The organism is Globicatella sulfidifaciens DSM 15739 (assembly GCF_900167405.1).
Taxonomy (GTDB): Bacteria; Bacillota; Bacilli; order Lactobacillales; family Aerococcaceae; genus Globicatella; species Globicatella sulfidifaciens.
Map to the genome: position 1 here is coordinate 45,809 of NZ_FUWO01000009.1, position 23,812 is coordinate 69,620.

22 protein-coding genes and 2 riboswitches are annotated in these 23,812 nt (G+C 35.3%); of the genes, 14 read left to right on the top strand and 8 right to left on the bottom strand.

Going from position 1 to position 23,812, the window contains the following annotated elements; translation table 11 throughout:
- Genes B5D12_RS05945 through B5D12_RS05955 form a run of 3 tightly spaced genes read left to right on the top strand, consistent with a single transcriptional unit; the run spans window position 1 to window position 2,744 of the window.
- Window positions 1-855 (top strand): carbohydrate ABC transporter permease, encoded by an 855-nt coding sequence (locus tag B5D12_RS05945; protein ID WP_078755944.1) that lies wholly within the window; start codon window positions 1-3, stop codon window positions 853-855.
- Window positions 856-873: 18 nt separating this feature from the next.
- Window positions 874-2,004 (top strand): ABC transporter ATP-binding protein, encoded by a 1,131-nt coding sequence (locus B5D12_RS05950; RefSeq protein ID WP_078755945.1) that lies wholly within the window; start codon window positions 874-876, stop codon window positions 2,002-2,004.
- Window positions 2,005-2,006: 2 nt separating this feature from the next.
- A complete protein-coding gene (locus B5D12_RS05955) occupies window positions 2,007-2,744 on the top strand; it encodes a glycerophosphodiester phosphodiesterase (RefSeq protein WP_078755947.1) in 738 nt (245 codons plus the stop codon).
- Between the two features lie 404 nt (window positions 2,745-3,148).
- On the opposite strand, the gene B5D12_RS05960 is transcribed toward B5D12_RS05955, so the two are convergent.
- Complete coding sequence (locus B5D12_RS05960) at window positions 3,149-3,928, bottom strand: DeoR/GlpR family DNA-binding transcription regulator (RefSeq protein WP_159443873.1); 780 nt, start codon at window positions 3,926-3,928, stop codon at window positions 3,149-3,151.
- Window positions 3,929-4,124: 196 nt separating this feature from the next.
- On the opposite strand from B5D12_RS05960, the gene ulaG reads away from it, so the two are divergent.
- From ulaG to B5D12_RS06005, 9 genes are all read left to right on the top strand, one after another.
- Window positions 4,125-5,189 (top strand): L-ascorbate 6-phosphate lactonase, encoded by a 1,065-nt coding sequence (gene ulaG / locus B5D12_RS05965; protein ID WP_078755950.1) that lies wholly within the window; start codon window positions 4,125-4,127, stop codon window positions 5,187-5,189.
- A gap of 27 nt (window positions 5,190-5,216) precedes the next feature.
- The gene (locus tag B5D12_RS05970; RefSeq protein WP_078755952.1) at window positions 5,217-5,657 is read left to right on the top strand and encodes a PTS sugar transporter subunit IIA; all 441 of its coding nucleotides are present in this window, start codon (window positions 5,217-5,219) and stop codon (window positions 5,655-5,657) included.
- A gap of 7 nt (window positions 5,658-5,664) precedes the next feature.
- Entirely contained in the window at window positions 5,665-7,128 is a 1,464-nt protein-coding gene (locus B5D12_RS05975) for a PTS ascorbate transporter subunit IIC (RefSeq protein WP_078755953.1), read from the top strand.
- Between the two features lie 50 nt (window positions 7,129-7,178).
- Window positions 7,179-7,469 carry a PTS sugar transporter subunit IIB gene (locus B5D12_RS05980; protein ID WP_078755954.1) on the top strand — a complete coding sequence of 97 codons (291 nt, stop codon included), beginning with the start codon at window positions 7,179-7,181 and terminating at the stop codon, window positions 7,467-7,469.
- Between the two features lie 66 nt (window positions 7,470-7,535).
- Complete coding sequence (locus tag B5D12_RS05985; RefSeq protein ID WP_078755956.1) at window positions 7,536-8,174, top strand: 3-keto-L-gulonate-6-phosphate decarboxylase UlaD; 639 nt, start codon at window positions 7,536-7,538, stop codon at window positions 8,172-8,174.
- 5 nt (window positions 8,175-8,179) lie between these two features.
- Complete coding sequence (locus tag B5D12_RS05990; protein WP_078755958.1) at window positions 8,180-9,040, top strand: L-ribulose-5-phosphate 3-epimerase; 861 nt, start codon at window positions 8,180-8,182, stop codon at window positions 9,038-9,040.
- Window positions 9,030-9,740, top strand: a complete 711-nt coding sequence (locus B5D12_RS05995; protein WP_143412052.1) for an L-ribulose-5-phosphate 4-epimerase — start codon at window positions 9,030-9,032, stop codon at window positions 9,738-9,740. Before B5D12_RS05990 ends, B5D12_RS05995 begins: the two co-directional genes overlap by 11 nt.
- A gap of 253 nt (window positions 9,741-9,993) precedes the next feature.
- Window positions 9,994-10,653 carry a nitroreductase family protein gene (locus B5D12_RS06000; protein ID WP_078755960.1) on the top strand — a complete coding sequence of 220 codons (660 nt, stop codon included), beginning with the start codon at window positions 9,994-9,996 and terminating at the stop codon, window positions 10,651-10,653.
- A 139-nt stretch (window positions 10,654-10,792) separates the two neighbouring features.
- A complete protein-coding gene (locus B5D12_RS06005) occupies window positions 10,793-11,356 on the top strand; it encodes a DUF3267 domain-containing protein (RefSeq protein ID WP_078755962.1) in 564 nt (187 codons plus the stop codon).
- 1,004 nt (window positions 11,357-12,360) lie between these two features.
- Here the strand turns inward: B5D12_RS06005 and B5D12_RS06010 are convergent.
- The 5 genes from B5D12_RS06010 to B5D12_RS06030 form a co-directional block, all read right to left on the bottom strand.
- Window positions 12,361-12,549, bottom strand: a complete 189-nt coding sequence (locus B5D12_RS06010) for a hypothetical protein (protein ID WP_078755964.1) — start codon at window positions 12,547-12,549, stop codon at window positions 12,361-12,363.
- A gap of 730 nt (window positions 12,550-13,279) precedes the next feature.
- Complete coding sequence (locus tag B5D12_RS06015) at window positions 13,280-14,065, bottom strand: ABC transporter ATP-binding protein (RefSeq protein ID WP_078755966.1); 786 nt, start codon at window positions 14,063-14,065, stop codon at window positions 13,280-13,282.
- Complete coding sequence (locus B5D12_RS06020) at window positions 14,065-15,957, bottom strand: ABC transporter substrate binding protein (RefSeq protein WP_078755968.1); 1,893 nt, start codon at window positions 15,955-15,957, stop codon at window positions 14,065-14,067. Before B5D12_RS06020 ends, B5D12_RS06015 begins: the two co-directional genes overlap by 1 nt.
- A gap of 408 nt (window positions 15,958-16,365) precedes the next feature.
- The gene (locus B5D12_RS06025; RefSeq protein ID WP_159443874.1) at window positions 16,366-18,246 is read right to left on the bottom strand and encodes an acyltransferase family protein; all 1,881 of its coding nucleotides are present in this window, start codon (window positions 18,244-18,246) and stop codon (window positions 16,366-16,368) included.
- Window positions 18,247-18,388: 142 nt separating this feature from the next.
- Window positions 18,389-19,030, bottom strand: coding sequence for a LysM peptidoglycan-binding domain-containing protein (locus B5D12_RS06030; RefSeq protein ID WP_078755971.1), 642 nt, complete (start codon window positions 19,028-19,030; stop codon window positions 18,389-18,391).
- Window positions 19,031-19,199: 169 nt separating this feature from the next.
- Here B5D12_RS06030 and B5D12_RS06035 point away from each other — a divergent pair, with 169 nt between their 5' ends.
- Window positions 19,200-19,400, top strand: a complete 201-nt coding sequence (locus tag B5D12_RS06035; protein WP_078755973.1) for a ferredoxin — start codon at window positions 19,200-19,202, stop codon at window positions 19,398-19,400.
- On the opposite strand, the gene B5D12_RS06040 is transcribed toward B5D12_RS06035, so the two are convergent.
- Both B5D12_RS06040 and B5D12_RS06045 read right to left on the bottom strand, forming a co-directional pair.
- Window positions 19,375-19,992: an ECF transporter S component gene (locus B5D12_RS06040; protein WP_078755974.1), complete on the bottom strand. Its 618-nt coding sequence runs from the start codon at window positions 19,990-19,992 to the stop codon at window positions 19,375-19,377. The two genes, B5D12_RS06035 and B5D12_RS06040, sit on opposite strands and share 26 nt — an antisense overlap.
- A gap of 135 nt (window positions 19,993-20,127) precedes the next feature.
- Window positions 20,128-20,249: riboswitch (FMN riboswitch) on the bottom strand.
- A gap of 198 nt (window positions 20,250-20,447) precedes the next feature.
- Window positions 20,448-21,890 carry an FAD/NAD(P)-binding protein gene (locus B5D12_RS06045; protein WP_078755975.1) on the bottom strand — a complete coding sequence of 481 codons (1,443 nt, stop codon included), beginning with the start codon at window positions 21,888-21,890 and terminating at the stop codon, window positions 20,448-20,450.
- 184 nt (window positions 21,891-22,074) lie between these two features.
- Window positions 22,075-22,161, top strand: a riboswitch (glycine riboswitch).
- A 133-nt stretch (window positions 22,162-22,294) separates the two neighbouring features.
- Here B5D12_RS06045 and B5D12_RS06050 point away from each other — a divergent pair.
- Complete coding sequence (locus tag B5D12_RS06050) at window positions 22,295-23,668, top strand: alanine/glycine:cation symporter family protein (RefSeq protein ID WP_078755977.1); 1,374 nt, start codon at window positions 22,295-22,297, stop codon at window positions 23,666-23,668.
- Window positions 23,669-23,812: the final 144 nt, after the last annotated feature.

A 23,812-nucleotide genomic window follows, 5' to 3' on the forward strand; every position in this document is an offset into this window, starting at 1 on the left:
ATGAGTCACAAAGCTTTTAATGAAAATGAATTATTTTGGAGTCGTTTTTGGATGGGGTTACGATTAGTATTAAATATTGTTGTCTGGCTAATTGTCATGTTTCCCTTATTATATGGTTTTTCAATGGCCGTTAAACCCGCCGGAGAATTATACGATCCTACGTCCATTTGGTTTCCTAAAAGTCCAACCTTATCCAATTTCGTTGATGTCTTTCGGACGGCACCAATCGGCACTTATATCCGTAATTCCATGATTGTAGCAACGAGTATTACCATTTTACAAATTATTACCTCAGCATTAGCAGCTTTTGCTTTTCGTTTTTTAGAATTTAAGGGCAGAGGTATTTTGTATGCTTTAATCTTATCGACGATGATGATTCCCGGTGAATCGGTTATCATTTCACAATTTTTAATGGTCTCATCATGGGGTTGGACCGACTCACTGAAAGTTTTAATTATACCCTTTATGATTTCAGCCTTTAATATCTTTTTATGTGTGCAAGCTTTACAAAATTTTCCTTATGAAATTTATGAAGCAGCCAAAGTCGATGGTTGTCCTGATTTACGCTTTGTCTTTAGGATCTTAATTCCATTAATTAAACCGACACTCGGTGCAATGGCGGTTCAATCTTTCTTAGGTGGTTGGAATATGTATATGTGGCCATTATTAGTGACCAATCAAGATAGTAATCGTACCGTACAAATTGGTATCTCCATGTTAAATAGTGCCGATTCACAATCATTAGTCTTAATGGTTGCCGGTGTTGTTTTATGTATGATACCAAGTTTAGTAATCTTTATTGTTGGTTCACGCAATATGGTGAAAGGTTTAACAGCAGGTGCTGTTAAAGGTTAGAAAAGGGGATTGAATGAAATGGCAAATGTTAAGTTAAAGAAAGTAGCCAAAATTTATGAAGATGGCTATAAAGCAGTTAAAAATATTGATTTAGATATTCAAGATGGCGAATTTATTGTCTTTGTAGGACCTTCCGGATGTGGAAAATCAACTACTTTGAGAATGATTGCCGGCTTAGAGCGTATTTCAGAAGGGGAATTATTCATTGATGATGTATTAGTCAATAATATGTCGCCCAAAGCACGTGACATCGCGATGGTCTTCCAATCTTATGCACTGTATCCACATATGACCAATCGTGATAATATCGCTTTTTCCATGAAGCTTTCCGGTGTATCTAAAAAAGAACGCTATCGTCGTGCCGAAGAAGTCGCTAAAATCTTACAATTAGAACCCGTTCTTGATAAGAAGCCTGGCGCTTTATCAGGTGGTCAACGTCAACGGGTAGCATTAGGACGAGCAATGGTGCGTAATCCCAAAGTGTTTTTATTAGATGAACCTTTATCTAACTTGGATGCGAAATTACGTGTGTCGATGCGTGCTGAAATCGTGGCCTTACATCGTGAATTAAAAAACACCTTTATCTATGTAACCCATGACCAAACTGAAGCCATGACCATGGGGAATCGAATTGCGGTGATGTCGGTTGGGAATGTCGAACAATTTGACACACCAGCTAATTTATATCATAATCCTGCAAATGTTTTTGTCGCAGAATTTATTGGTAGTCCGCAAATGAATATGTTATCATCTAAATTAGTCATGCAGAATGGTAAACCAGCATTTGCTTTATCAGATCGCACGATTGAACTACCAAATGAAATCGCCGAACGCTTAATTGTGCCGGTTGGCAATCAAGAAATATTAGTCGGCATTCGTCCTGAAAACATTAAATATAAAAAGGTGAATGATGACTCTTCTGTGTTCACGGTAACGGCTAACAATGTCGAACAAATCGGTTCTGATACCTATGTTTACTTTGAATTCCCAGATGCTATCCGTCAATGCGCTGCACGTTTTAATCCGCCACGCATTATTTCATATGGTCAAGCTGTTCATGTAAAAATGGATTTAACAAAATTAAGTCTCTTTGATAAAGCTACTGGTAAAACCATTCTCTCACCAAAAGAATTAGCAGAGGAGTTGTAAAAATGACATTTGTAATTGCACATCGGGGTTATAGTGAGCTATACCCAGAAAACACCATGTTAGCCTTTAAAAAATCGGCTGAACATGAGGCTTATGGCATTGAATTAGATGTTCATTTAACTAAAGATGAACAAGTGGTCATTTGTCATGATGAAAAAATTGATCGGACCTCGAATGGAACGGGCTATTTAAAAGATTTAACTTTAGAAGAAATTCAACAATTTACTTTCACTAATGGTCTAGAGATTCCTGAAGGAACGAACCATAAAGACATTACCGCACCTACTTTAGATGCATTTTTTGAATGGTTAATTGAAACACCTTTAATGGTCAATATTGAAATCAAAAATAATATTTTTGTTTATCCTGGCATCGTCGATAAAACCCTTGCCTTAATTGAAAAATATAGCGTTGAAGACCGTGTCATTATTTCATCTTTCAATCATCATACAATCCAAGAAGTGAAAGAAAAAGCACCGCACATTGCTTGTGGGTTCTTATCGGATACAGCCTTATTAGAGCCTGGTAATTATTGTGCTCACTATGGTGTTGAATATTATCATCCCGTTTTCGTTAGCTTAACGAAAGAAGATTTTAAGAATTTAGCTGATAAAGGTATTAAAACCAATGTCTGGACTGTCAACGAACAAGAACATCTTGAAATGATGGTAGCGCGCAAGGTCAATGCGGTCATTACCAATTGCGTAGAATTAGCTAATAAAGTCGTAGCTCACGCATAATAGTTTGGTCGTATCTGCGGCTCAACGTATCTCCAATATTAAGTAGAATAGGTATTTAAGCAATCAATAATTATAACAATGAAAATAACGCGTCTCACATAAAGAGTGGGGCGCGTTAATTTTTAAAATTATAGTTTATTTTTTAAGAATGGATAATGCCTTTAAATAGGTTATATGCTTCCATTATTACCCAGCTTCAACTGCGACAGAGTCAACATACGAAGCAATACTTATTCATTTTTTTACTTCTGGTCAACTCCCATCTGTGCTTAGGTGGAAGGCAAATCAAAAATCAAGCAATTTCTTACTTCTTGCCAAATCATATCTTTTAAAAGTCGATAGTAAAAGCGACATCCAATCAACTTCCTGTTCTGCTTCAGTCTAATTTCAGCAAAATTATCTTTTTAAATTGGCAATTGAATGACTTGAATGCCTTGTTGTTCAAACCTTTCAATAATGGCTGGATTTGCATATGAATCAGTGATGAGGATATCAATGACATCCGTTGGCGCAACAAAAAAATTCGCATCATAACCAATTTTTCGATAATCTGCAACGACAATGACTTTCTTGGTTGTATTTTGAATAAAAAGGGCATTAACAGCTGATTCATGAATGTTCACTGTCGAAATGCCTCGTTCAGGACTGATACCCGAACAGCCTAAAACTAATACATCCGCTTGAAAATTCATTAATGAAGCTAATGCTAAATCACCAACCAAAGCTTCTTTCGGGAAGCGGACTTCACCACCTGTTAAAATAACGGAGGTCTTAGGATTATTTTTCATGTCGATGACATGGGCATTATTGGTTACGACTACTAATGACTTATCAATTAAATGATTCAAGGTCATTAAAGCGGTACTACTACTATTGATAAAAATTGTCATATTATTTTCAACGTAAGAACTGGCTTGTTTAGCAATTTTGTATTTGATTGCTTCGATATGTTCATTATTGGTATTACCTTCAAAGTGGGGTTTCTCTAGTATTTTTGCTTTTCCATGTAGACGATTTATTTTCCCCATCGTTTCCAATTCAGTTAAGTCTCGGCGAATGGTCATAGGCGAGACTGCTAATCGTTTAGCTAGCTGATTCACACTCAATACTAAATCGGGACTTGCTTGTAATAGTTGCAAAATATTATAACGTCTTTCCTCAACAACTTCTTTTGACTGTTTCATCACATCCACCTCTTTTTCAAACATATTATAATCAAAACAAACATTAAAATAAAGTATAATTCCTTAACAAACGATTAAACGAACATAAAACGCATAAAATTATCTTATTCAAACATTTAACTGGGTTGTCAGCTTAAATAGTATCGTTTATTATTAAATTAATGAAAGCGTTATAAACGTTCAAGGAGGAATTAAAATGAACATTCAAGATGTAACAAAAGAAAGTTGGTTAAAAAGTACTTTTCCAGAATGGGGTACTTGGTTAAATGAAGAGATTCAAGAAGCTGAAGTTCCCGCTGGTTCATTTTCCATGTGGTGGTTAGGTTGTACAGGTATTTGGCTAAAATCTCATGAAGGCACCAATATTTTATGTGATTTATGGACAGGTACTGGTAAGAGAACTCATGGGGCAGGGGATATGAAAAAAGGACACCAAATGATGCGAATGAGTGGTGTCAAACAATTACAACCAAATTTACGTAATCAGCCATTCGTATTAGATCCATTTGAAATTCAAAATGTAGATGCCCTTGTTGTCACTCATATCCATTCAGATCATTTAGATATTAATACGGCAGCTGCAGTAGCCAAAAATTGTCCAAAAGCTAAATTTGTTGGACCTCAAGCAGTAGTAGACACCTGGGTAAAATGGGGTGTACCTGAAGCAAGAACTATCGTGGTAAAACCTAATGACGAATTGATGATTAAAGACATTAAAATTACCGCTTTAGAATCATTCGACCGTACTGCTTTAGTGACTTGGGACGGTGATCCTGAATATGAATTAAAAGGTAAAATGCCACAAGATATGGATCATATCGCCGTTAATTATCTATTTACTACATCAGGTGGCAGTGTTTATCATGCTGGTGATTCACATTTTTGTAATATGTTCGCCAAACATGGAAATGAACATAAAATTGATGTTTGTTTAGGTGCATTTGGTGAAAACCCACGTGGTATTACCGACAAACTAACATCAGTGGATATTTTAAGAATGGCAGAAAACTTAAATGCCAAAGTCGTTATTCCAGTGCATCACGATATTTGGACAAACTTTATGGCTGATCCTCAAGAAATTGTTCAAATTTGGAAAATGAAAAAAGATCGCTTAGACTATCAATTCAATCCGTATATTTGGCAAGTAGGTGGACGTTTTAACTACCCACAAGATTTAGGAAAACTTGAATTTATGTTTTATCGTGGATTTAAAGACGCCTTCCACTATGAAAATGATACACCATTCCCATCATTCTTATAATTTGACATAACCGTAGGAGGATTCTTTATGTTAGAAAATATCGTTGAAAAAGGCTTGTATTCCTTTCATCATCAATTTGAAAGTTGGGAAGATGCCATTAAAGCAGCCTGCCGACCTTTAGAAGAAAAAGGAATTATTTCGACCGACTATTCACAATATATTATTAATAATGTTCATGAATTTGGACCTTATATTGTGATTGCACCTGAAATTTGCATTCCTCATGCTCAAGAAGGTAAAGGTGTGTATCAAACTGAAATTGGCTTTATGAAAACAGAAGTACCGGTAGATTTCGGACCTAACTGTGACTATACAGCCCGCTTGTTCTTTGTTTTAGCTTCAATAAATAATGACCAACATCTTGAAAATTTAACTCAATTGGTCACTTTATTGGAAGATGAGTCTTTAGTTAAAAAACTGCTGTCAGCTCAAAACGCAGAAGATTTATTATCACTCACAAGAAAGTAGGATTTATATGGAAATCATTATTAATCTTTGGAAATTTTTCCAAATTAACATTTTAACCAACCCGGCATTCTTTGTTGGTTTTCTAGTGCTAATTGGTTACGTATTGATGGATAAGAAATGGTATGATGCGTTAGCTGGGTTTATTAAAGCCGTTGTTGGTTATTTAATATTAAACGTTGCGGCTGGTGGTTTAGTCTCTAACTTCCGTCCAATATTAGCGGGTTTAAAAGAACGTTTTGACTTACAGGCTGCGGTCATTGATCCATATTTTGGTCAATCTGCTGCGCAAAGTGCCGTTGAAGAAGCAGGTCGTTCATTTAGTTTAATGTTAATGGTCTTATTAGTCGCTTTTATTGTCAATATTATCTTAGTTATCTTTAGAAAATGGACCAAAGTACGGACCGTTTTTATTACTGGACACATCATGGTTCAACAATCATCAACGGCCTTATGGTTAGTGCTATTTGCCTTTCCACAATTACAAGATACGCAAGTTTTAATCATTTTAGGTGTAATCTTAGGGGTTTATTGGTCAGTTTCTTCAAATTTAACAGTAGAAGCGACTCAAGATTTGACTGGTGGAGCCGGCTTAGCTATTGGGCATCAACAAATGTTTGGTGTTTGGTTAACAGATAAAGTAGCCCCTTTCTTTAAATCGAAAGATGGAAAAGGTATTGATGAAATAGAATTACCAGGTTTCTTATCGATTTTTAAAGAAAGTATTGTCGCAACGTCTATCTTAATGTTTGTCTTCTTTGGTTTGATTATGGGTATCTTGGGTAAAGACTTAATGATGACCATCGATACGACATATGGTAGTTCAGGTGGTGCACAAAACTATGTATTCTATATTTTACAAAAATCATTAACCTTCACGGTTTATTTACAAATCTTACAACTCGGTGTTCGGATGTTCGTATCAGAATTATCAGAATCATTCCAAGGTATTTCTGATAAATTATTACCTGGATCAATGCCAGCCATTGACTGTGCAGCCGTTTATGGGTTCGGGCCAGAAAATGCGGTCACCATCGGTTTTTTATTCGGAACATTAGGACAATTTATTGCGATTATGGGGTTATTAGTATTTAAGAGTCCAGTTTTAGTTATTACCGGTTTCGTGCCAGTATTCTTTGATAATGCAACCTTCGCAGTTTATGCAAACCATAAAGGTGGCTTTAGAGCTGCGACCATCATTCCATTTTTATCCGGAATTATTCAAGTATTAGGGGGAGCCTTTGCCGCTTCTGTCTTCCAATTAGCAAAATATGGTGGCTGGCATGGTAACTTCGACTGGGATACCATCTGGGTCGGATTTGGATTGATGATGAAATATGGTGGTTTTATTGGCGTGGCAGCCATTCTATTAATCTTATTAGCAATACCTCAATTACAATATATGAAAAATAAAGAGCATTATTTCACCGTGGCTGAAGATTATGAAGGCTATTTAGAGGCGACTCAACAGTAATTATACATAATGAATTGTCATTATAAAAAATAATAATGGAGATGATATAAATGATCAAAGTATTAGCAGCATGTGGCAGTGGTATGGGATCAAGCCAAATTATAAAAATGAAACTAGCCAATGTTTTTAAAAAGAAAAATATTCCGGTTGAAATCCACCATTGTGCCGTGTCGGAAGCAAAATCGCTTGCCAAACAATATGATATCGTATTTGTTTCTAAAGCATTATTGGATGTTTTTAGTGGTTTAGATTTACCTAAAACTCATGTGATAGGCTTACAAAATCTATTATCTGAAAAAGAAATCACGGAACAATTAGAAGCCATTCAGATTAAAGCATAATTCAAAAAACGAAAGAGGGACGTGGTGAAGAGCCCGTCCTTTTTAACGAAGAAAGGGGAAGATAAAATGAGTATTCCAAATTTACAAGTCGCGTTGGATCATTCCAATATTAAAGATGCCATTAAAGATGCGGTAGCAGTAGGACAAGATGTTGACATTATTGAAGCAGGTACCGTTTTGATGTTAGAGGTAGGGAGTGAAGTCGTTGGTGTATTACGCGAGTTGTTTCCTAATAAAACAATCGTAGCTGACACAAAATGTGCCGATGCCGGTGGTACGGTAGCGAAAAACTGTGCTAATCGTGGAGCAGACTGGATGACATGTATTTGTTCAGCAACCATCGCTACTATGAAAGCAGCGGCCAAAGAAGTAAAAGAAATACAAGTTGAATTATATGGGGACTGGACTTATGAGCATGCACAACAATGGTTAGATGCGGGTATTAATCAGGCAATCTATCACCAAAGTCGTGATGCATTATTAGCTGGGGAAACTTGGGGCGAAAAAGATTTAAACAAAGTTAAAAAATTAGTTGAAATGGGCTTCAAAGTAAGTGTCACCGGCGGTTTAAATATCGATACTTTAAAATTATTTGAAGGCATTGATGTATATACCTTTATTGCAGGACGTGGCATCACTCAAGCTGAAGATCCGGCGGCGGCCGCACGAGCTTTTAAAGACGAAATACGTCGTATTTGGGGGTAATATCCATGGCTACTTTAGGAATTTATGAAAAAGCATTACCTAAAGACATCAGTTGGCTAGAACGATTGCAACTTGCCAAAGAGTTAGGATTCGATTTTGTAGAGATGTCAATTGATGAAACCGATGAAAGATTAGATCGACTTGATTGGACTTTAGATCAAATTTGTGAAATCCGTGCTGCGATTGATCAAACAGGTATCTTCATTCCATCAATTTGTTTAAGTGGTCATCGACGATTTCCGCTTGGTTCTCATGATAAAAATACCCGTGAAAAAGCATTAGACATTATGCAAAAAGCCATTAATCTGGCAAGTAAATTAGGCGTTAGAACGATACAATTAGCCGGATACGATGTTTACTATGAAGAAAAAGATGTGCTAACCAGTGCTTATTTTATTGAAAATCTCAAGAAATCGGTTTGCATGGCAGCTGAAAAACAAGTAATGTTGTCTATCGAGATTATGGATGATCCCTATATTAACTCACTCACCAAATTTAAACAAATAAATCGGGCAGTGCCTTCACCGTGGTTACAAGTTTATCCAGATATTGGCAATCTATCCGCATGGCCAGAAAATAATGTGATTGAAGAATTAACATTAGGCTTAGCATCTATCACGGCTATCCATCTTAAAGACACTAAAAATGTTACCGCTGATTCACCGGGCGTCTTTAAAAACGTCCCATTTGGTGAAGGGGATGTGGACTTTTTAGGATGTTTAAAAACTTTGGAACGTCTCGGATATCAAGGTGCTTTTGTTATTGAAATGTGGAGTGAAACCGATTCAGAACCAACAGCACGTATTCAAGAAGCCAAAGATTATTTGTTACCACTTTTAGAGGAAGCGGGGTACTATTTTGACTAAAGAAATAATTAGAGAAATGAAAGAACGCGTCTTTCAAGCAAACTTACAATTACCAAACTGGGGATTAGTAAAATTAACTTGGGGAAATGTCAGTGAAATTAATCGTGAACTAGGTGTCATTGTTATTAAACCGAGTGGTGTGGACTATCAAGCGATGACCGCAGAGCAGATGGTAGTGGTCGATTTAGATGGCAACCCATTAGAGAAAAGTTATCGACCTTCATCTGATTTACCAACTCATGTCTATTTATACAAGCATTTCGCGAATATTAAGGCTGTAGTCCATACCCATAGTACTAATGCGGTCGCCTGGGCACAAGCCGGTCGTTCTTTGCCTGTATATGGAACAACACACGCTGATACTTTTTATGGCGAAGTGCCGATTACGCGTCATCTAACAAGTGAAGAAGTCATAGAAGCTTACGAATGGAATACTGGCAAAGTCATTGTGGAAACTTTTGAAAATCAAAACCTTGATCCCTTAGCTATTCCAGCAGTGTTAGTCAATGGCCATGGTCCTTTTACATGGGGAACCACTACGCAAAAAGCCATCGAAAACAACTTAGTTTTAGACGAATGTTGTCAAATGGCACAGATGACTGAAGCCGTTCGTTCAAACGCAGAAAAATTACCCCAATATGTGCTTGATAAACATTATTATCGCAAACACGGTGTTAATGCGTATTATGGACAAAATTAAATCAAAATATTAATCGTAAATTAAATATAAAAACAAGAGGCTACGCAGACGAAGCGAGAATCGTTTGATTTTCTCCTTCTTGACCACTCCCAATCGACAACAATAGCATAGTTTATAATAGGAGACTGGATAGAAATAATAATCTATCTGGTCTCATATTTATTTTAATAAACTAGTTAAACTTTTCACAAATCCATTGAAAATCCACTAGCTTAGTGATAAAATTAATTTATAAGAAAAGGAGAGGGTTTTCATGAGAGAGAAATTTTTAGCAAGAGATTATGTTAATAATGACTATAAAGATATCGTATTCAATCGTCGTTCTTGTCGCCGATTTGACCCTAGTCAAAGTATCAGTCGTGATGAAATCGTCGAAATGTTAGATGAAGCGACAATTACACCATCCGCATGTAACTTACAATCATGGCACTTTGTCGTCGTTGATAATGAAGAAGCTCGTAACAAAGTCAAAGCAATCACGATGCCGTTTAACTACCCTCAATTAGAAACAGCACCAGTTACAATCTTTATATTAGGCGATACTCACTCACATAAAGTTTATCGCGAAGTTTGGACCAAAGTGTATGAAGAGGGCAAAATTACCAAAGAAAAATTAGACGCCATCTTCAATTCATTTTTACCATTATATGAGAAAGCTGATCGCGACTTTTTAATTAAAGATGCGACCTTAGACAGTTCAATGTTAGCAATGCAATTATTATTGGTTGCTAGAGCACACGGATATGAAGCAAATGCATGGGCAGGCTATAATTCAAAAGACTTAGTTTCAACTTTAGAACTTGATAGCGAACGTTTTGTACCCATTATGGCCATTTCAATTGGTAAACCAGGCGAAGGACCACTTGAATCAACACGTTATGATGTTAATTCTAAAATTAACTTTTTAGCATAAAAATATGAGACCATTAGAAGCAGGAGAGAGTGCTTTTAATGGTTTTTTAGTACAAATAATTAATCAAAAGTACCGTTAAATTGCTTATAAATGGGTGATGATTTGATATAATAAATAAAAATAACTAGGAGGATGCTAAATGAAGAAATGGAAAGAAATTAATTTAGTTGATGACCCCAATACGTTAAAAAGGTTAAGTCGTTATTCACTCATTATTCTTATTGCATCCGTCATTATATTGCAAGTGATTATCGGCATTTTGCAAGCTTTTTACCAGTTTAGTAAAGCGTCAATTCCATTAGATATTAAGCAAATTTTTATTGAACTGATTAGTTTTGTGGCTCTGTTTATGATGAACTTAATCATTCACGAAGCAATTCATGGCTTCTTCTTTAAACTATTTGATCCAAATGCTACAGTTAAGTTTGGCTATCAAACCGGAATGGTATACGCATCAAGTCCGGGCAGTCGTTATACACGCACTCAAATTATCGTTATCGCATTAATGCCTTGTTTAATCATTACTTTGACATTAATCGCTTTATTTCCTATTGTAGTACCTCATTTAGCTTTATTTGATATACTAACCGCAACGCATCTATCTACTTGTATCGGGGATTTTTATTTAATAAACCAATTGTTAAAAGCACCAAAAGATGTGAAGGTCGAAGATACTAAAAAGGGCATTACCTTATATTTATAGATTTGGAGCAACTTATGTCTTTATATGTATCAAACTTTTAAGTATTCTATTTAAATGAAGAGATAATATGAAGGGAGGCTGGGCATAAACCTGATAAATTTAGTTAAGATTATTGTTCATTAATTAATAGCGCAGTGGTTGAGTGGTCTCAAAAGGCGTCTTAACGACTTATTTGAGACCTACTCAACTGTGCGGGGGTGGGCAGACGAAGCGAAAATTAAATAATTTTCTACTTCTTGCCCACTCCCTTAGAGGCAAGTTATTGATCCTTCATTAAAATTAATATCCCTTATTTAACGTCGTTTCATGAATAATCACCCACGTTAATGATTGAAAGAAGCTTAAAACGCGAATTAATGAATTAGTTGCAACAAACAGTCCGATGCATTAGACATATAGACTACATTATAACAACATAAAAACGAGTGGGGAGTCGTGCTGGAAAAATAATATATTTGGGTTAACATAATATACATTACATTTCGATAGTGGTAATTTATAACTTAATTTATAAATATAATTTTTAACTGCTATATTAATAACAATACAACGTCATCCATAATTTAATCTCATTCAAACAAACTCGATCGTTGCATTCATTGATATACATCGTTTGTTAGAGCTGACTAACCTTATTAAATTGATTGTTTCATAAGTATCTTGAATTGTAGTCCATTAAACAAATTTGATCTACATCGTATATTAGCATTAATTACATGTTCTTCATCGATACCATTTGATAATCCAAATGATATATTTTGTTCCTACATCTATCATATTAGCATTTATTTTGTAGTTCCATTTTAATGTTACGATACATTTAGATTCAATCATTCATCATTTGATTGTTGTTAAGATCTGTGATGCCTCATTTAACACTTCAGCTAGCATTTACAACCGGATCAAACTTTTATTAGTATAAATATTGATGATAACCATTCGTCTTTATGATTAGAATAAAAAATACCGGTCAGAAATTAATTCTCTGTCCGGTATTTGTAACATTATTTAAATAATCTGTCAAACCAATTTGCTTTTCTTACAATAATCGAGGTGTTTTCATTGGGTGTATAAACTTTACGATTTTCCTGAACCTCCTCGGTATTTAAGAAACTTACTGGTTGGTATTTACAACTTCTAGCCATTGTTTGGATAATTAATTTGGGTTGTTTTTTCACTGTATTTTGTTCCATGATCCTTTTCCTTTCAAAAAAACATCTAATGCAACCTACAGTTATATTGTAACATATTTCACTAAATTTCACAATAAAGATTAGATTTAAAACATCTTAATTCATTTTCATAAAATGATGATTAACTTTATAATGTATGCGCTTATATAAGTATTTTCAAAGTTTATATTAATCAGATTATCATTATTAATTAAATGATTTTTCACAATCTGTTTAACATTGCTAACTTTTTTATTAATTCTAAATTATCAATTTAAAATGATGATTCTTAATAAGCAAATGATTAGAAACTCCATTTAATCAAAGAGTAAAAACTGGCAATGTCTTATTTGCCGCCCTGTTCTTCATTTGACTTTTTAATCCTGGATTAACGACATCTTTTGTCAATATTTTTCCACTTTAAAATAGATACTATCAGATTTTTCCTATTTTCTAATTAAAATAAAATTTAAGCCAGTATCGTTATATTTAGTATTAATGGGGCTGGGCAGATGAAGCGAAAATCAACTGATTTTCTACTTCTTACCCACTCCCTAACTAAATTATGATCAATACTAGCTTGTTTTGCGGCTGGACAAAAACTTAAAGTTCCGTTTGGTTCAATTAGCCCAGTGGTTAAATAGCATTAAGTAAGTATCAAATGGCATATTTTAAAGACATATTTGATATCTAGTCGATTGGAAAGGAAGATCGACCATCAATCGATGGCCCACTCCCTTTTATATAGTCATTATTGAGCATCTTCGATGACCAGATTTTCTAATGTTTGGTATAAATCGCCTGCGGTCAATGAGGCCAACTCTGTCTTTTGATAAATACGACTAATTTGTCCACGATGCATCACAATTAAACGATCACAATAATCAAGCGCATCTTGCAAATGGTGAGTAATCATTAAAGTTGTCAAGCCATAATTTTTGATCATCAATTGAGTCATGGCCATCACTTGCTTGGCAGTTCTAGGATCCAATGCGGCTGTATGTTCGTCCAACAATAATAATTCTGGTTTTTGGATGGTCGCCATAATCAGTGATACCGCTTGTCTTTGACCTCCTGATAAATTTTCCATGGGGACGTCTAAACGGTTTTCTAAATCTAGTTTAAAGGCTGCTAATTCCTTCAACATTTTTTGATAATTTTCCTTCGTTAGTGAGCGAGAAAAGCCTCGTTGTTCACCTCGTTTTTGAGCTAGCATTAAATTTTCAAAGACGGTCATTCGTGGAGCGGTGCCCATCTGAGGATTTTGGAAGACACGCCCTATTTTTTTGGCAACATCACGCTTCTTCATTTTCCGGATGGCGACTCCCTCAATTAAGATTTCACCACTATCAATAGGTAATTGACCGGTTAAACAGTTCATCAAAGTTGATTTACCGGCTCCATTAGTCCCAATGACGCCAATCACTTCGCCTGCATTGATTTTTAAATTGATATTATTTAAGCCAACTACTTGTTCACCTGTTTGACGTTGAAAATGTTTCGTTACTTGATTTAATTCAATCGTTGCATGACTCATTATTGAGCACCACCTTTCTTAAGTTTTTTGAATCGTTTAGAAATTGAAGGTAAAGCTAAGAAAATCGCTAAAACGGTAGCAGAAATTAATTTAAAATCATTGGCATTAAATCCTAATTGCAGTACATAAACAAGGATTAAACGATAAATAACTGCTCCAGCAACAATCGATAACAGCCTTAAGGGTAAAGTTAAATTTTTCAGCAATACTTCGCCAATTACTATCGATGATAAGGCTACTACCACGGTTCCGACCCCCATTGAAATATCCGCATAACCATTGTCCTGAGCAATTAAAGCACCACTTAAACCGATAATTCCATTGGCTAATACTAAAGCAAATCGTTTCATACGTGCGGTTGAAATACCGAATGCGTCTGCCATTATTTCATTATCTCCAGTTGCGATCACCGCTTGTCCAAAGTCAGTTTTAAAGAATAAGGCTAATAAGAGAATAACAATCCCAACTGTCGCCAGACCAATCAGTGTTCTTTGTAATATATCTGAAGCGAATAATCCCGATAAGGTGTCATAAATGGTCGTTAGACCTCTAAATGAAACATTGGGTTTGCCCATAATTCTGAGATTGATTGAATAAAAACCTGTTAAAGTAATAATACCAGCTAATAAGGACGGTATATCAAACAGAGTCATTAAAAGTCCAGTGACATACCCTGCAACCATTCCACCTAAAATCGCTATCACTGTTGCGACTAATGGATGAACGCCACTAGACGCTAATGCAACTGCTACTGACGCTCCCATAGTAAAAGAGACTTCACTCGTTAAATCAGCAAATCGTAAAATACGGAATGTTATATATAAACCAATCCCCATAATGCCCCATAAAATTCCTTGAGACATCGCATTAAAATAAATTGAAAAATGATTATTTGTAGTGGAAGTTGTGTTAACTTCATTATCTACAATCATACTTTCTTCTTGTTCATCAATCGTGATGCCTAATTTTTCAGCAGTCTCATAATTATAAACGGGTTGTTTATTTGTTACTAATTGAATCGGCATTTCAGCTGGATTTTGACCTTTTAGGATGTCAATCCCCATCTCTGCTGATTGTATCCCAATGGATTTTTGATTAATAGCGATCGCTGATAAAGCGCCTTTTTCGACAAAACTGTCAATCGTCGTAAATACCGGAATGCCTGCTTTATCGGTTACATCTAATAAAGTATCAATTGAACTGGCGATGGAATTATCAGAACCAACAAAAATAGCATCCACTTGTTTAGCCAAATTTTCTGCGACTAATTGCATATCTAAAGTAGAATCAATACCTGTAATGATTGTTTCTATATTATATTTTTCTGCTACGACTTCAGCTTTTTTCAATTCTGCTAAGGAATTATCTTCACTCGTTGTATAAAGCATGCCTAAAGTTTTTAAATCTGGTTGTAATTGAACGATTAAATCAAATTGTTCCTCAAACTGCACTGCGTCACTAACACCGGTAATGTTGCCCCCTGGTTGGTCCAATGATTTAACTAATGAAGCTGCAAGTGGATCGGTAATACCTGCTAATACAATTGGAGTCTCTGTAGTTGCATCGGCTACCGCTTGGGCAACCGGGGTGGTTACTGCAAAAATTAAATCAGGTTGATTATGAATAACAGTATCTGCAATCGAACCAAGTAAATTCATATCCCCTTCTGCATTATGAAATTCAATGGTTAAATTATCACCTTCTTGATACCCGCCTTCAGCCAAACCTTCTTTAATACCTAACACAATTTGATCCAATGAAGGATGACTTACTAATTGAATAATAGCAACTTTAGCTTCGTTTTTTGCTGAAGCGATTTGGATATTAATGGATAATGACATCATAACTGTTAATGCTAACAGTGTTGTAAATAACTTATAAAGTTTACGCATCTTTTTTCCTCATTTCTTATAAAATAAAAAGCTCGACACTGGCCCCACATACTATGGGACCCTTGTCGAGCATAAAAAAATACCACATAGTATGTAATATCAGTACATCTACGTGGTAAACTCTTGAAAATCGCCACATAGATACAGAACAGTCTAAACTGGGCTGTATCCGTGGAGTATGTTCTCCAAGTCTACAACCTATCTATGCCAACTTTGCCAGCGATTTGATTTTGTTGAAAAAATTGAAAACATACTCTGTAGCTCCTCTCCTAAATGTTATCTTAATAATAACACCGGATTGAAAGCGTGTCAATGGTATTTTCATTATATTTTAATTTTATGAAAAAGGATTTAATTTAATAGCTAATAGCAAGTCCTTTATTACTGATGGATTTACTAATCCAATTACTAAAGTTGGTTCGCTTCAATGGTTTCTTTTAGAATACGTGCATATTGATCGCGTCCACCAATATCAGGATGAATGCCATCATCAATAATCCATTCCCGATGATTTTTGACCTGAGATTCCCAATCAACAATTTTTAAATTCGGATATTGACTGGCTAGCTCATAGATTACTTGATTCGTACTGGCTTCCCATTGTAAAAACTCTCCATAAACGGTTACCCAATAAACTTCACGATCTGGGCCAAGTAAGTCCATTAATTCTTGACCATAACTAATATCAAAGTAGCCATTGGTACCTAAGCCAATTACCACACGATTAGCCATCGTTCCATTAGCAATCATATGTCTAAATAAATCTGCTACTTCATAGGCTTGACGTGATTCCTCAGCTTCAATATATGCATTTGGAAATGCTGCTTGAACTTCTTTTACTGAACCTAATAAAACGGAATCTCCAATTATAGTGATCGGTTGTTGGGTCACCTCTGCACTGTCCTGGGTGACTGTCGTTGTTTCCTGTTCAGCTTCAGATTCAGCATCAGATTCAACGGTTGGTGCAACCGTTGTTTCGGTTTCATTAGTCATGTCAATCGTCGTTTCTTCTAATTGATTTTCCTTAGCTTTCTCCCTTTGTTTTGCTAACAACTCACTATTAGCTGCCAAATCAGCTTCTAATTTACTCTTGGAATCATCCGCTTTTGATGATGCGACTAAAAGTAAGCCTAACCCTAAGGCAGATACGCCATAAAGTACATTACGCGCCATTTTTACATATTGCTGAAACGCAGTTTCATCATTAAACCACTGACTAACAAAATATAATTTATTATTAATTAATCGATATGAAAACTCAGCTAATAAGATAAAGATAAAAAACTGTATTGTTAAACTAATGAAACTTGGTTTAATTTTTAGCGAGTTGGATATAAACATGACCGCATAATGCCATAGGTATAACTCATATCCTCTAGAACCAATATAAGTTAGCACTGGATTATCAAGCAGACGTCCAAATGCTAAATGATTTTGAATGGCCAAAATTAAAAGGATACCAAATAAAAACGTCATCATTGAAAGCCCAATATAATAGGTAGAAGGAGATTGACCATCCATTAAGAATACCGCCAAAATTGTGACCGCCAAAATTGCCCCAATTGTTGAATACAAAGTGTTAACACTAAACTGTTCTATAAATCGTGTGATTTTACTAGATCGCACTAAACCCAACCATACACCCAATAAAATAGCGGAAATACGCGTCGCGGTGTGATAATACAAAATCGAGATATCGACTCCCTTATAATAACCAAAAGCCATACAAAGCATTGAAATAACCGTCAGCATTAAAAACAGGACCCGATAATCATTCCCCCGTGCTTTAGCTTTTTGATAAATGACAAATACCCATGGCCAAACGAGATAAAATTGCAATTCAATCGCTAAAGACCATAAATGTGTAAAGGGGGAAGCACTAGTGACTCGATCAAAATAAGACGCATTTTGAGCAATTTGCCAAAAGTTATTGTATCCCAGAAAAGCACTTAGCACTTCCGGTGTACGTCCATTTAATAATCTTGGTAAAAATAAATAACAAAATAATGAAATAAATCCAATAAATAAGAATAATGGCGGATAGATTCTTTTTACTCTCGATTGATAAAACGTTTTAATTGAATATTGGTCTTTGTTCCACTTTTTCGTATCTAAACTTGATAATAAATATCCTGATAAAATAAACAAAAGTGGGACTCCTAAATACCCACCTTTAACAACACGCGGGAAAAAATGATATAAAATGACCAGTAAAATCGATAAACCTCTTAAACCATCGAGACCCATAATTCTTTTAGTTGCCGTAACTTGCTTTTTCTCTAAATCCATAAGACACTCTCCCTCATATGACAAAATTAAGTCTATCATATTATTATGAATTTTCAATGAACTAATACTAAAAAAGTATATAAAATATAATAAAAAAACTGGGACTAACTGTCCCAGAAAATTTTAAAAAAGATGAAATGATTTAAGGAATTACCAAAGTATCTCCCGGATGAATTGGTGAGTCCGTCGTAGTCCCATTTGCTGCTGCTAAAGCATTAACGTCTACTCCATAAGTTCTTGCAATACCATACCAAGTTTCGCCAGCTGCAACTGTATGAGTTTGACCACTTGGTTGTGCTTCTGTTACAGCTTCTGTTACAGCTTCTGTCACCGGCGCTTCCGTTACTTGAGCAACTTCTGCTGTTGTTTCATTAACATCAACTGAAGAGACCGTCTCTTCTTCACCTTCGTTGTTACCATTTTGAACAAAAGTCCCACTAGTCGTAGTTTCTTCTTCTTCTTCTGCTTTTGATTCGGTCGTCGCTTCAGACTTACGCGTAATCATCACGCTAGTAGCCGTTTGAGGGGTATTATTATTTGTAGGCGTATTAGCTTTAACAAACCAATATAATAAAAATGGTGTTAATACAGTTAAAAATAAAATCCCTAATAAAACTCTAGACATATTCGATGCTTCTTTGACTGGTTGGTTTCTAGAGGTTCTTGAATACTTTCTTTGTTTTAAATTCTCATCAGAACCAAAGCGATTATTCCAAGGCGCCTTTGCTTTGTCAACCGTTTCATTTGGTTCTTGACGGCGTGAATTTTCATTATCCGTTGTCATTACAATTCCTCCTATTTATGTTACAATTATGAACATAAGTATGCGTTCTGTTTGATGATATACTAGATATACATCACATGATATAATAACATTACTATACCATATCTGTAAGCATTTTACACCTATTTGATACTAAATTGTAATATTATTTTAAGAAAAGGAGCCCAATATGACACAATTACACGTTATTCCAGAGAAATGTATTGCTTGTGGCAAGTGTTTTTTAAATTTCCCTGAAGTTTTTGATTGTAATGATGAAGGGATTGCATTTGTAAAAAAAGAATGCTCACCTCAGCAACAAGCCGCAAGTGAGCGTGCCATTCACGATTGTCCTACAAAGGCCATTAAATGGTTACCTTCGAAGAATTGATCGGTAAATGATAATCTTCATATTCAATATTTCGTTTTGAAATTTCTGGCCAAATTTTTTCAACGACAATTAATTGCCCCACTGATAAAATGACCCCTTTTATTAAATTAAATGGGATAATAACACTTAATAAATAGGCCGTAATATCCGGAATAGGGAAATTCATGACCGTCACATAAATGGGTAACGCTACAAAATAGTTAAATAATCCCATTGAAAGGACTAATCCTAAAATAAGTGTCACACTCATAAACACTTTACGAACAGTTGGTTTAAAACGATCAGCATGTTTTAAAATAAAATGTGTCGGTAAGAACATCGCCATACTGGCAAGAAAACTCATCATGGTGCCAATAGGAAGCCCTGCTTCCCCACCTTTCATCATATAGTTAACCGAATCCCTTATTAATGCGACAGCTACTGCGCCAATAGGTCCTTTAATCATCATGCCGATTAGGACCATTAAATCACTAAAGTCAACTTTTAAAAATGGTGCGGCCGGTAAAATCGGAAAATCAAACATCCGCAACACGATTGCCCATGCACCTAAAATCGCCAACATTACTAACGAAAACAAATTCTTGTTTTTCATCTTTTTTCTCTCCTTTTTGTCTCTTTATGAGCTAAAAGGGATTGGTTACGTTATTCAAATAAAAAGACGTGCAGTATACTTGCTATTTAAAATCTTCAGCAAATACACTGCACGTTTAAAAAACATGAATGACGTATCCATCTTCTCCCATCCAGACTTTACTGTCGGTACTGGAATTACACCAGTTCAACTAATGGTACCATTAGTTCGTGGACTTTACCACCGGTCGGGAATTACACCCTGCCCTGAAGACTTTTATTTTATTTGACTTAATTATAAAGCATTTTCAAAAAAATGTCAAATTATTTCAAAATAAAAATTTCGACTTATTATACTACTAGTCTCGGCTTAAACTTTGAGCATTCCCTTTGCTTCCAGCTAATATTTACTAGCGCAGTGGATGGGGCACCAAAGTGCGTCTTATTGATTTGTTTGACGCCCTTCCCCACTTAATTTTAATTAATGTATATTTTACGCAATAATCTTTCAGAAAATTCTTGAATTTTAATGGTAGAATTATTTTGATACACAACCCCTTCGATTAACATACCATGAGCATGTAAAGTGTCTATTTCGCCAAATTTAGGTGAAATAATGTTGCCCGTTTCAATATTGATTGATAAACCACCAAAATCATCAATCTGTACATATTCATTATTGACTAAATGATATAATAACGAATCTTCTGTTAAATCTGCCTTGTTTTTCAATACCATGCCTGTCGTATTAATGACCCAATCTACTTTTTGGTGATCTGGATTTTCTAAGACTAAAGCAAAGCCGTCATTATCGATTGTTTCGATATCGGATACTTCATCGAAAATGATTACTCTTTCTTGATTAACAGCTTCAATAATTTCTTTTGCTGATGAAGGTGGTACTGGATTTCTTAATTTAACAATTAATTTATGGTATTTGGCTGCATATTGTTCACGATCTGACTGACGCATGGCACGCCATCCTGTAGTTAATAAATTAGTAACTTGTAACGCAATCGCTTGTAATTTACCAACTCTTTCTGCTTTAGCTATCGTTAAACGCAATCCTCTAACACCCGTTGCAAAATACCGAACGACAACTTCATCTAAATCAAAACCAAAATGTTTCATCTCATTTAATAATAATTCTTGGAAATCTTCGAAATACAAATACCCTGAACGATGTTTAATCAATTGATTCATTTTTGCTTCAGTTAAATAGTGAAATTCAGGAACTTGGTCATCGCCTCTGACAGTAGGAAAATAACCACTTTTTGAAAAGACAAAGATTTTCTCGACAGATGTTTCATGAATTAAATATTTTATCATATCAATACTGGTTAATCCGGTACCAATCACAGCTACATGGTCCTGTTCCGTAAATTTATCTTTAATTTTAGTTAAAGGATAGGGATTATGGATATATTGTTTTTGTCCTAGCAACTGATAATGATCGATAACCGGTAATTCGCCGCAACAAAGATGCACGCGATCAAAAGTGTTTAATTGTCCATTAGCGTCTTCAATGACCCACTGTCCTTTTCGATAGTCCAATGTTTCGACCATCTTGTGATGAACTGTCACTTGCAATGAGTGAATGAGCTCATTTGTTTTTTCTAGATTATACTCGCCATACCATGAACGGGCTGTATAGTCATCTGGTTGATAATCAGGATTGTTTTGTAGCCAATGATAATATTCATCCATATTTTCATAATCAAAGCTGATTTCATAACTTCTTGAATTAATTAAAGCTCCTAAGTAATCTTCACTAAAAGGAATTCCTTTTCCGATTCGTTCATTAATATCGTAAGCATGAATGTCAATCTCCAAAGCAGGGTTTTGACTTTTAATTTTTTGATAGGCTCGTAAGACACCAGAGCCACTAATACCTAATCCAATAATTGCTACTCTTTCCATTAATAGCCTCCTAATAATTTTTTCTCATAGTTTTTTAATTTATCATTGACTTTTTCTTTGAAATAGCCTAAGCTAACATTATATTATCAATACCGGTTGATATTTAGCAGAAGAGCGTGGATTTAATTATCCCCACCGAAGGAGCAAAACTCTCAGGTACTTATCAATAAGTAAGACTGTTAAATGACGGAACTCTGGAGAGACCATTAATTTGGCGCCGAAGGGGCAAGGCTTTGCTCAATCTCTCAGGCAAAAGGACAGAGAAATTGTTTTGATGGTTTATTTGTTATACCTATTTTATTATAACATGACACCATAACAACTTCTTACCAATTCCGGAGTAATAGGGAAATCTATTGCTCTTTTTTTATTGATAATAACATTATAAAATAGGAGTGGTATGAATGGTAGTAGAATTATTTCAAATGATTGATGATTTTATTTGGGGACCTCCCCTTTTAATCTTATTAGTAGGAACAGGTATTTATTTAACTTTCGTTTTAAGAGGGATACAATTTAATCAATTATTCCATAGTTTGCGTTTAGTCTTTAAAAATGAAACAGATTCAGATGGTGATATTTCCAGTTTTGCTGCTCTTTGTACAGCATTAGCAGGTACAGTGGGAACAGGTAATATTGTTGGCGTAGCGACTGCCATCGCTATCGGTGGACCTGGTGCTTTATTTTGGATGTGGTTTGCGGCACTGTTTGGGATGGCAACCAAATATTCAGAGGGTCTATTAGCTGTCAAATTTCGTGTTAAGGATGAACAGCAGCATGTTTCTGGCGGACCGATGTATTATATTTTAAATGGTATGGGACAAAAATATCGTCCGTTAGCGACGATGTTCGCCTTTAGTGGTATCTTAGTAGCACTTTTTGGTATTGGAACTTTCACACAAGTCAATGCCATTACAGAAGCGCTGCACAATCAATTTGCGATACCGAACTTGCTTACGGGTTTTATTTTAGCTTTGTTAGTCATGCTAATTGTCTTTGGTGGTATTACGATTATTTCAAAAGTCGCCAGCTTTATCGTCCCTTTTATGGCTTTTTTGTATATTGTAGCTTGTCTTTTTATAATTATAGCCAATTGGCAGTTATTAGATGATAGCTTATTACTAATTATTCAATCTGCTTTCACTAAAACGGCCGCTACTGGTGGATTTGTCGGATCTACTATGAAAGCAGCCATTCAGAACGGTATTGCTCGTGGTGTATTTTCAAACGAATCGGGATTAGGTAGTTCGCCGATTGCCAGTGCTGCCGCAAAATCAAATTCTGCCGTTGAGCAAGGTTTAGTTTCAATGACAGGAACGTTTATCGACACGATCATTATTTGTACCTTAACAGGTATTGTCTTAATTATTACCGGTGCTTGGCAAACAGAGTTTCGTGGAGCCCTTATGACACAATATGCATTTAATGCTTATTTTAGTGAATACGGCCCCTTCATTTTGACCATTAGTTTATCTTTATTTGCCTTTACCACCATTTTAGGATGGAATTACTACGGTGAACGTTGTTTTGAATTTTTATTTGGTTTGAAATATATTCGCTATTATCATCTATTTTTTGTTTCCATGGTCTTTATCGGTTCGTTTTTAAATTTAGACTTCGTATGGATCATTGCTGATATCGTCAATGGGTTAATGGCCATTCCCAATCTTATTTCACTGATTGCCTTATCGCCAATTATAATTAAAGAAACTCGAGCTTATTTTAAAGCAAAGCAATATAATAATGTAACTCGATTAGAACCAATAAAATATTACTAAATAAAAGACGCAAACAACTCACATAACCTGCCATAGAGGTTGTGATGCAAGCTGTTTGCGTCAAATTTTTATATGAATTCCTAAGTCAATCGTTAAATTTTCAAGATTCGACTAGGAATCATTTTATCTTCAATGAATCAACTA

Excerpts from the sequence above, each read along its gene's own strand:
- B5D12_RS06045 (WP_078755975.1), bottom strand. The coding sequence starts at position 21,890 with ATGGAAAGAGTAGCAATTATTGGATTAGGTATTAGTGGCTCTGGTGTC.
- B5D12_RS06030 (WP_078755971.1), bottom strand. The coding sequence starts at position 19,030 with ATGACAACGGATAATGAAAATTCACGCCGTCAAGAACCAAATGAAACG.
- B5D12_RS06020 (WP_078755968.1), bottom strand. The coding sequence starts at position 15,957 with ATGCGTAAACTTTATAAGTTATTTACAACACTGTTAGCATTAACAGTT.
- B5D12_RS05960 (WP_159443873.1), bottom strand. The coding sequence starts at position 3,928 with ATGAAACAGTCAAAAGAAGTTGTTGAGGAAAGACGTTATAATATTTTG.
- B5D12_RS05970 (WP_078755952.1), top strand. The coding sequence starts at position 5,217 with ATGTTAGAAAATATCGTTGAAAAAGGCTTGTATTCCTTTCATCATCAA.
- B5D12_RS06035 (WP_078755973.1), top strand. The coding sequence starts at position 19,200 with ATGACACAATTACACGTTATTCCAGAGAAATGTATTGCTTGTGGCAAG.
- B5D12_RS05945 (WP_078755944.1), top strand. The coding sequence starts at position 1 with ATGAGTCACAAAGCTTTTAATGAAAATGAATTATTTTGGAGTCGTTTT.
- B5D12_RS06025 (WP_159443874.1), bottom strand. The coding sequence starts at position 18,246 with ATGGATTTAGAGAAAAAGCAAGTTACGGCAACTAAAAGAATTATGGGT.
- B5D12_RS06040 (WP_078755974.1), bottom strand. The coding sequence starts at position 19,992 with ATGAAAAACAAGAATTTGTTTTCGTTAGTAATGTTGGCGATTTTAGGT.
- B5D12_RS05980 (WP_078755954.1), top strand. The coding sequence starts at position 7,179 with ATGATCAAAGTATTAGCAGCATGTGGCAGTGGTATGGGATCAAGCCAA.
- B5D12_RS06010 (WP_078755964.1), bottom strand. The coding sequence starts at position 12,549 with ATGGAACAAAATACAGTGAAAAAACAACCCAAATTAATTATCCAAACA.
- B5D12_RS05950 (WP_078755945.1), top strand. The coding sequence starts at position 874 with ATGGCAAATGTTAAGTTAAAGAAAGTAGCCAAAATTTATGAAGATGGC.
- B5D12_RS06005 (WP_078755962.1), top strand. The coding sequence starts at position 10,793 with ATGAAGAAATGGAAAGAAATTAATTTAGTTGATGACCCCAATACGTTA.
- B5D12_RS05990 (WP_078755958.1), top strand. The coding sequence starts at position 8,180 with ATGGCTACTTTAGGAATTTATGAAAAAGCATTACCTAAAGACATCAGT.
- B5D12_RS05975 (WP_078755953.1), top strand. The coding sequence starts at position 5,665 with ATGGAAATCATTATTAATCTTTGGAAATTTTTCCAAATTAACATTTTA.
- B5D12_RS05985 (WP_078755956.1), top strand. The coding sequence starts at position 7,536 with ATGAGTATTCCAAATTTACAAGTCGCGTTGGATCATTCCAATATTAAA.
- B5D12_RS05955 (WP_078755947.1), top strand. The coding sequence starts at position 2,007 with ATGACATTTGTAATTGCACATCGGGGTTATAGTGAGCTATACCCAGAA.
- B5D12_RS06000 (WP_078755960.1), top strand. The coding sequence starts at position 9,994 with ATGAGAGAGAAATTTTTAGCAAGAGATTATGTTAATAATGACTATAAA.
- ulaG (WP_078755950.1), top strand. The coding sequence starts at position 4,125 with ATGAACATTCAAGATGTAACAAAAGAAAGTTGGTTAAAAAGTACTTTT.
- B5D12_RS06015 (WP_078755966.1), bottom strand. The coding sequence starts at position 14,065 with ATGAGTCATGCAACGATTGAATTAAATCAAGTAACGAAACATTTTCAA.
- B5D12_RS06050 (WP_078755977.1), top strand. The coding sequence starts at position 22,295 with ATGGTAGTAGAATTATTTCAAATGATTGATGATTTTATTTGGGGACCT.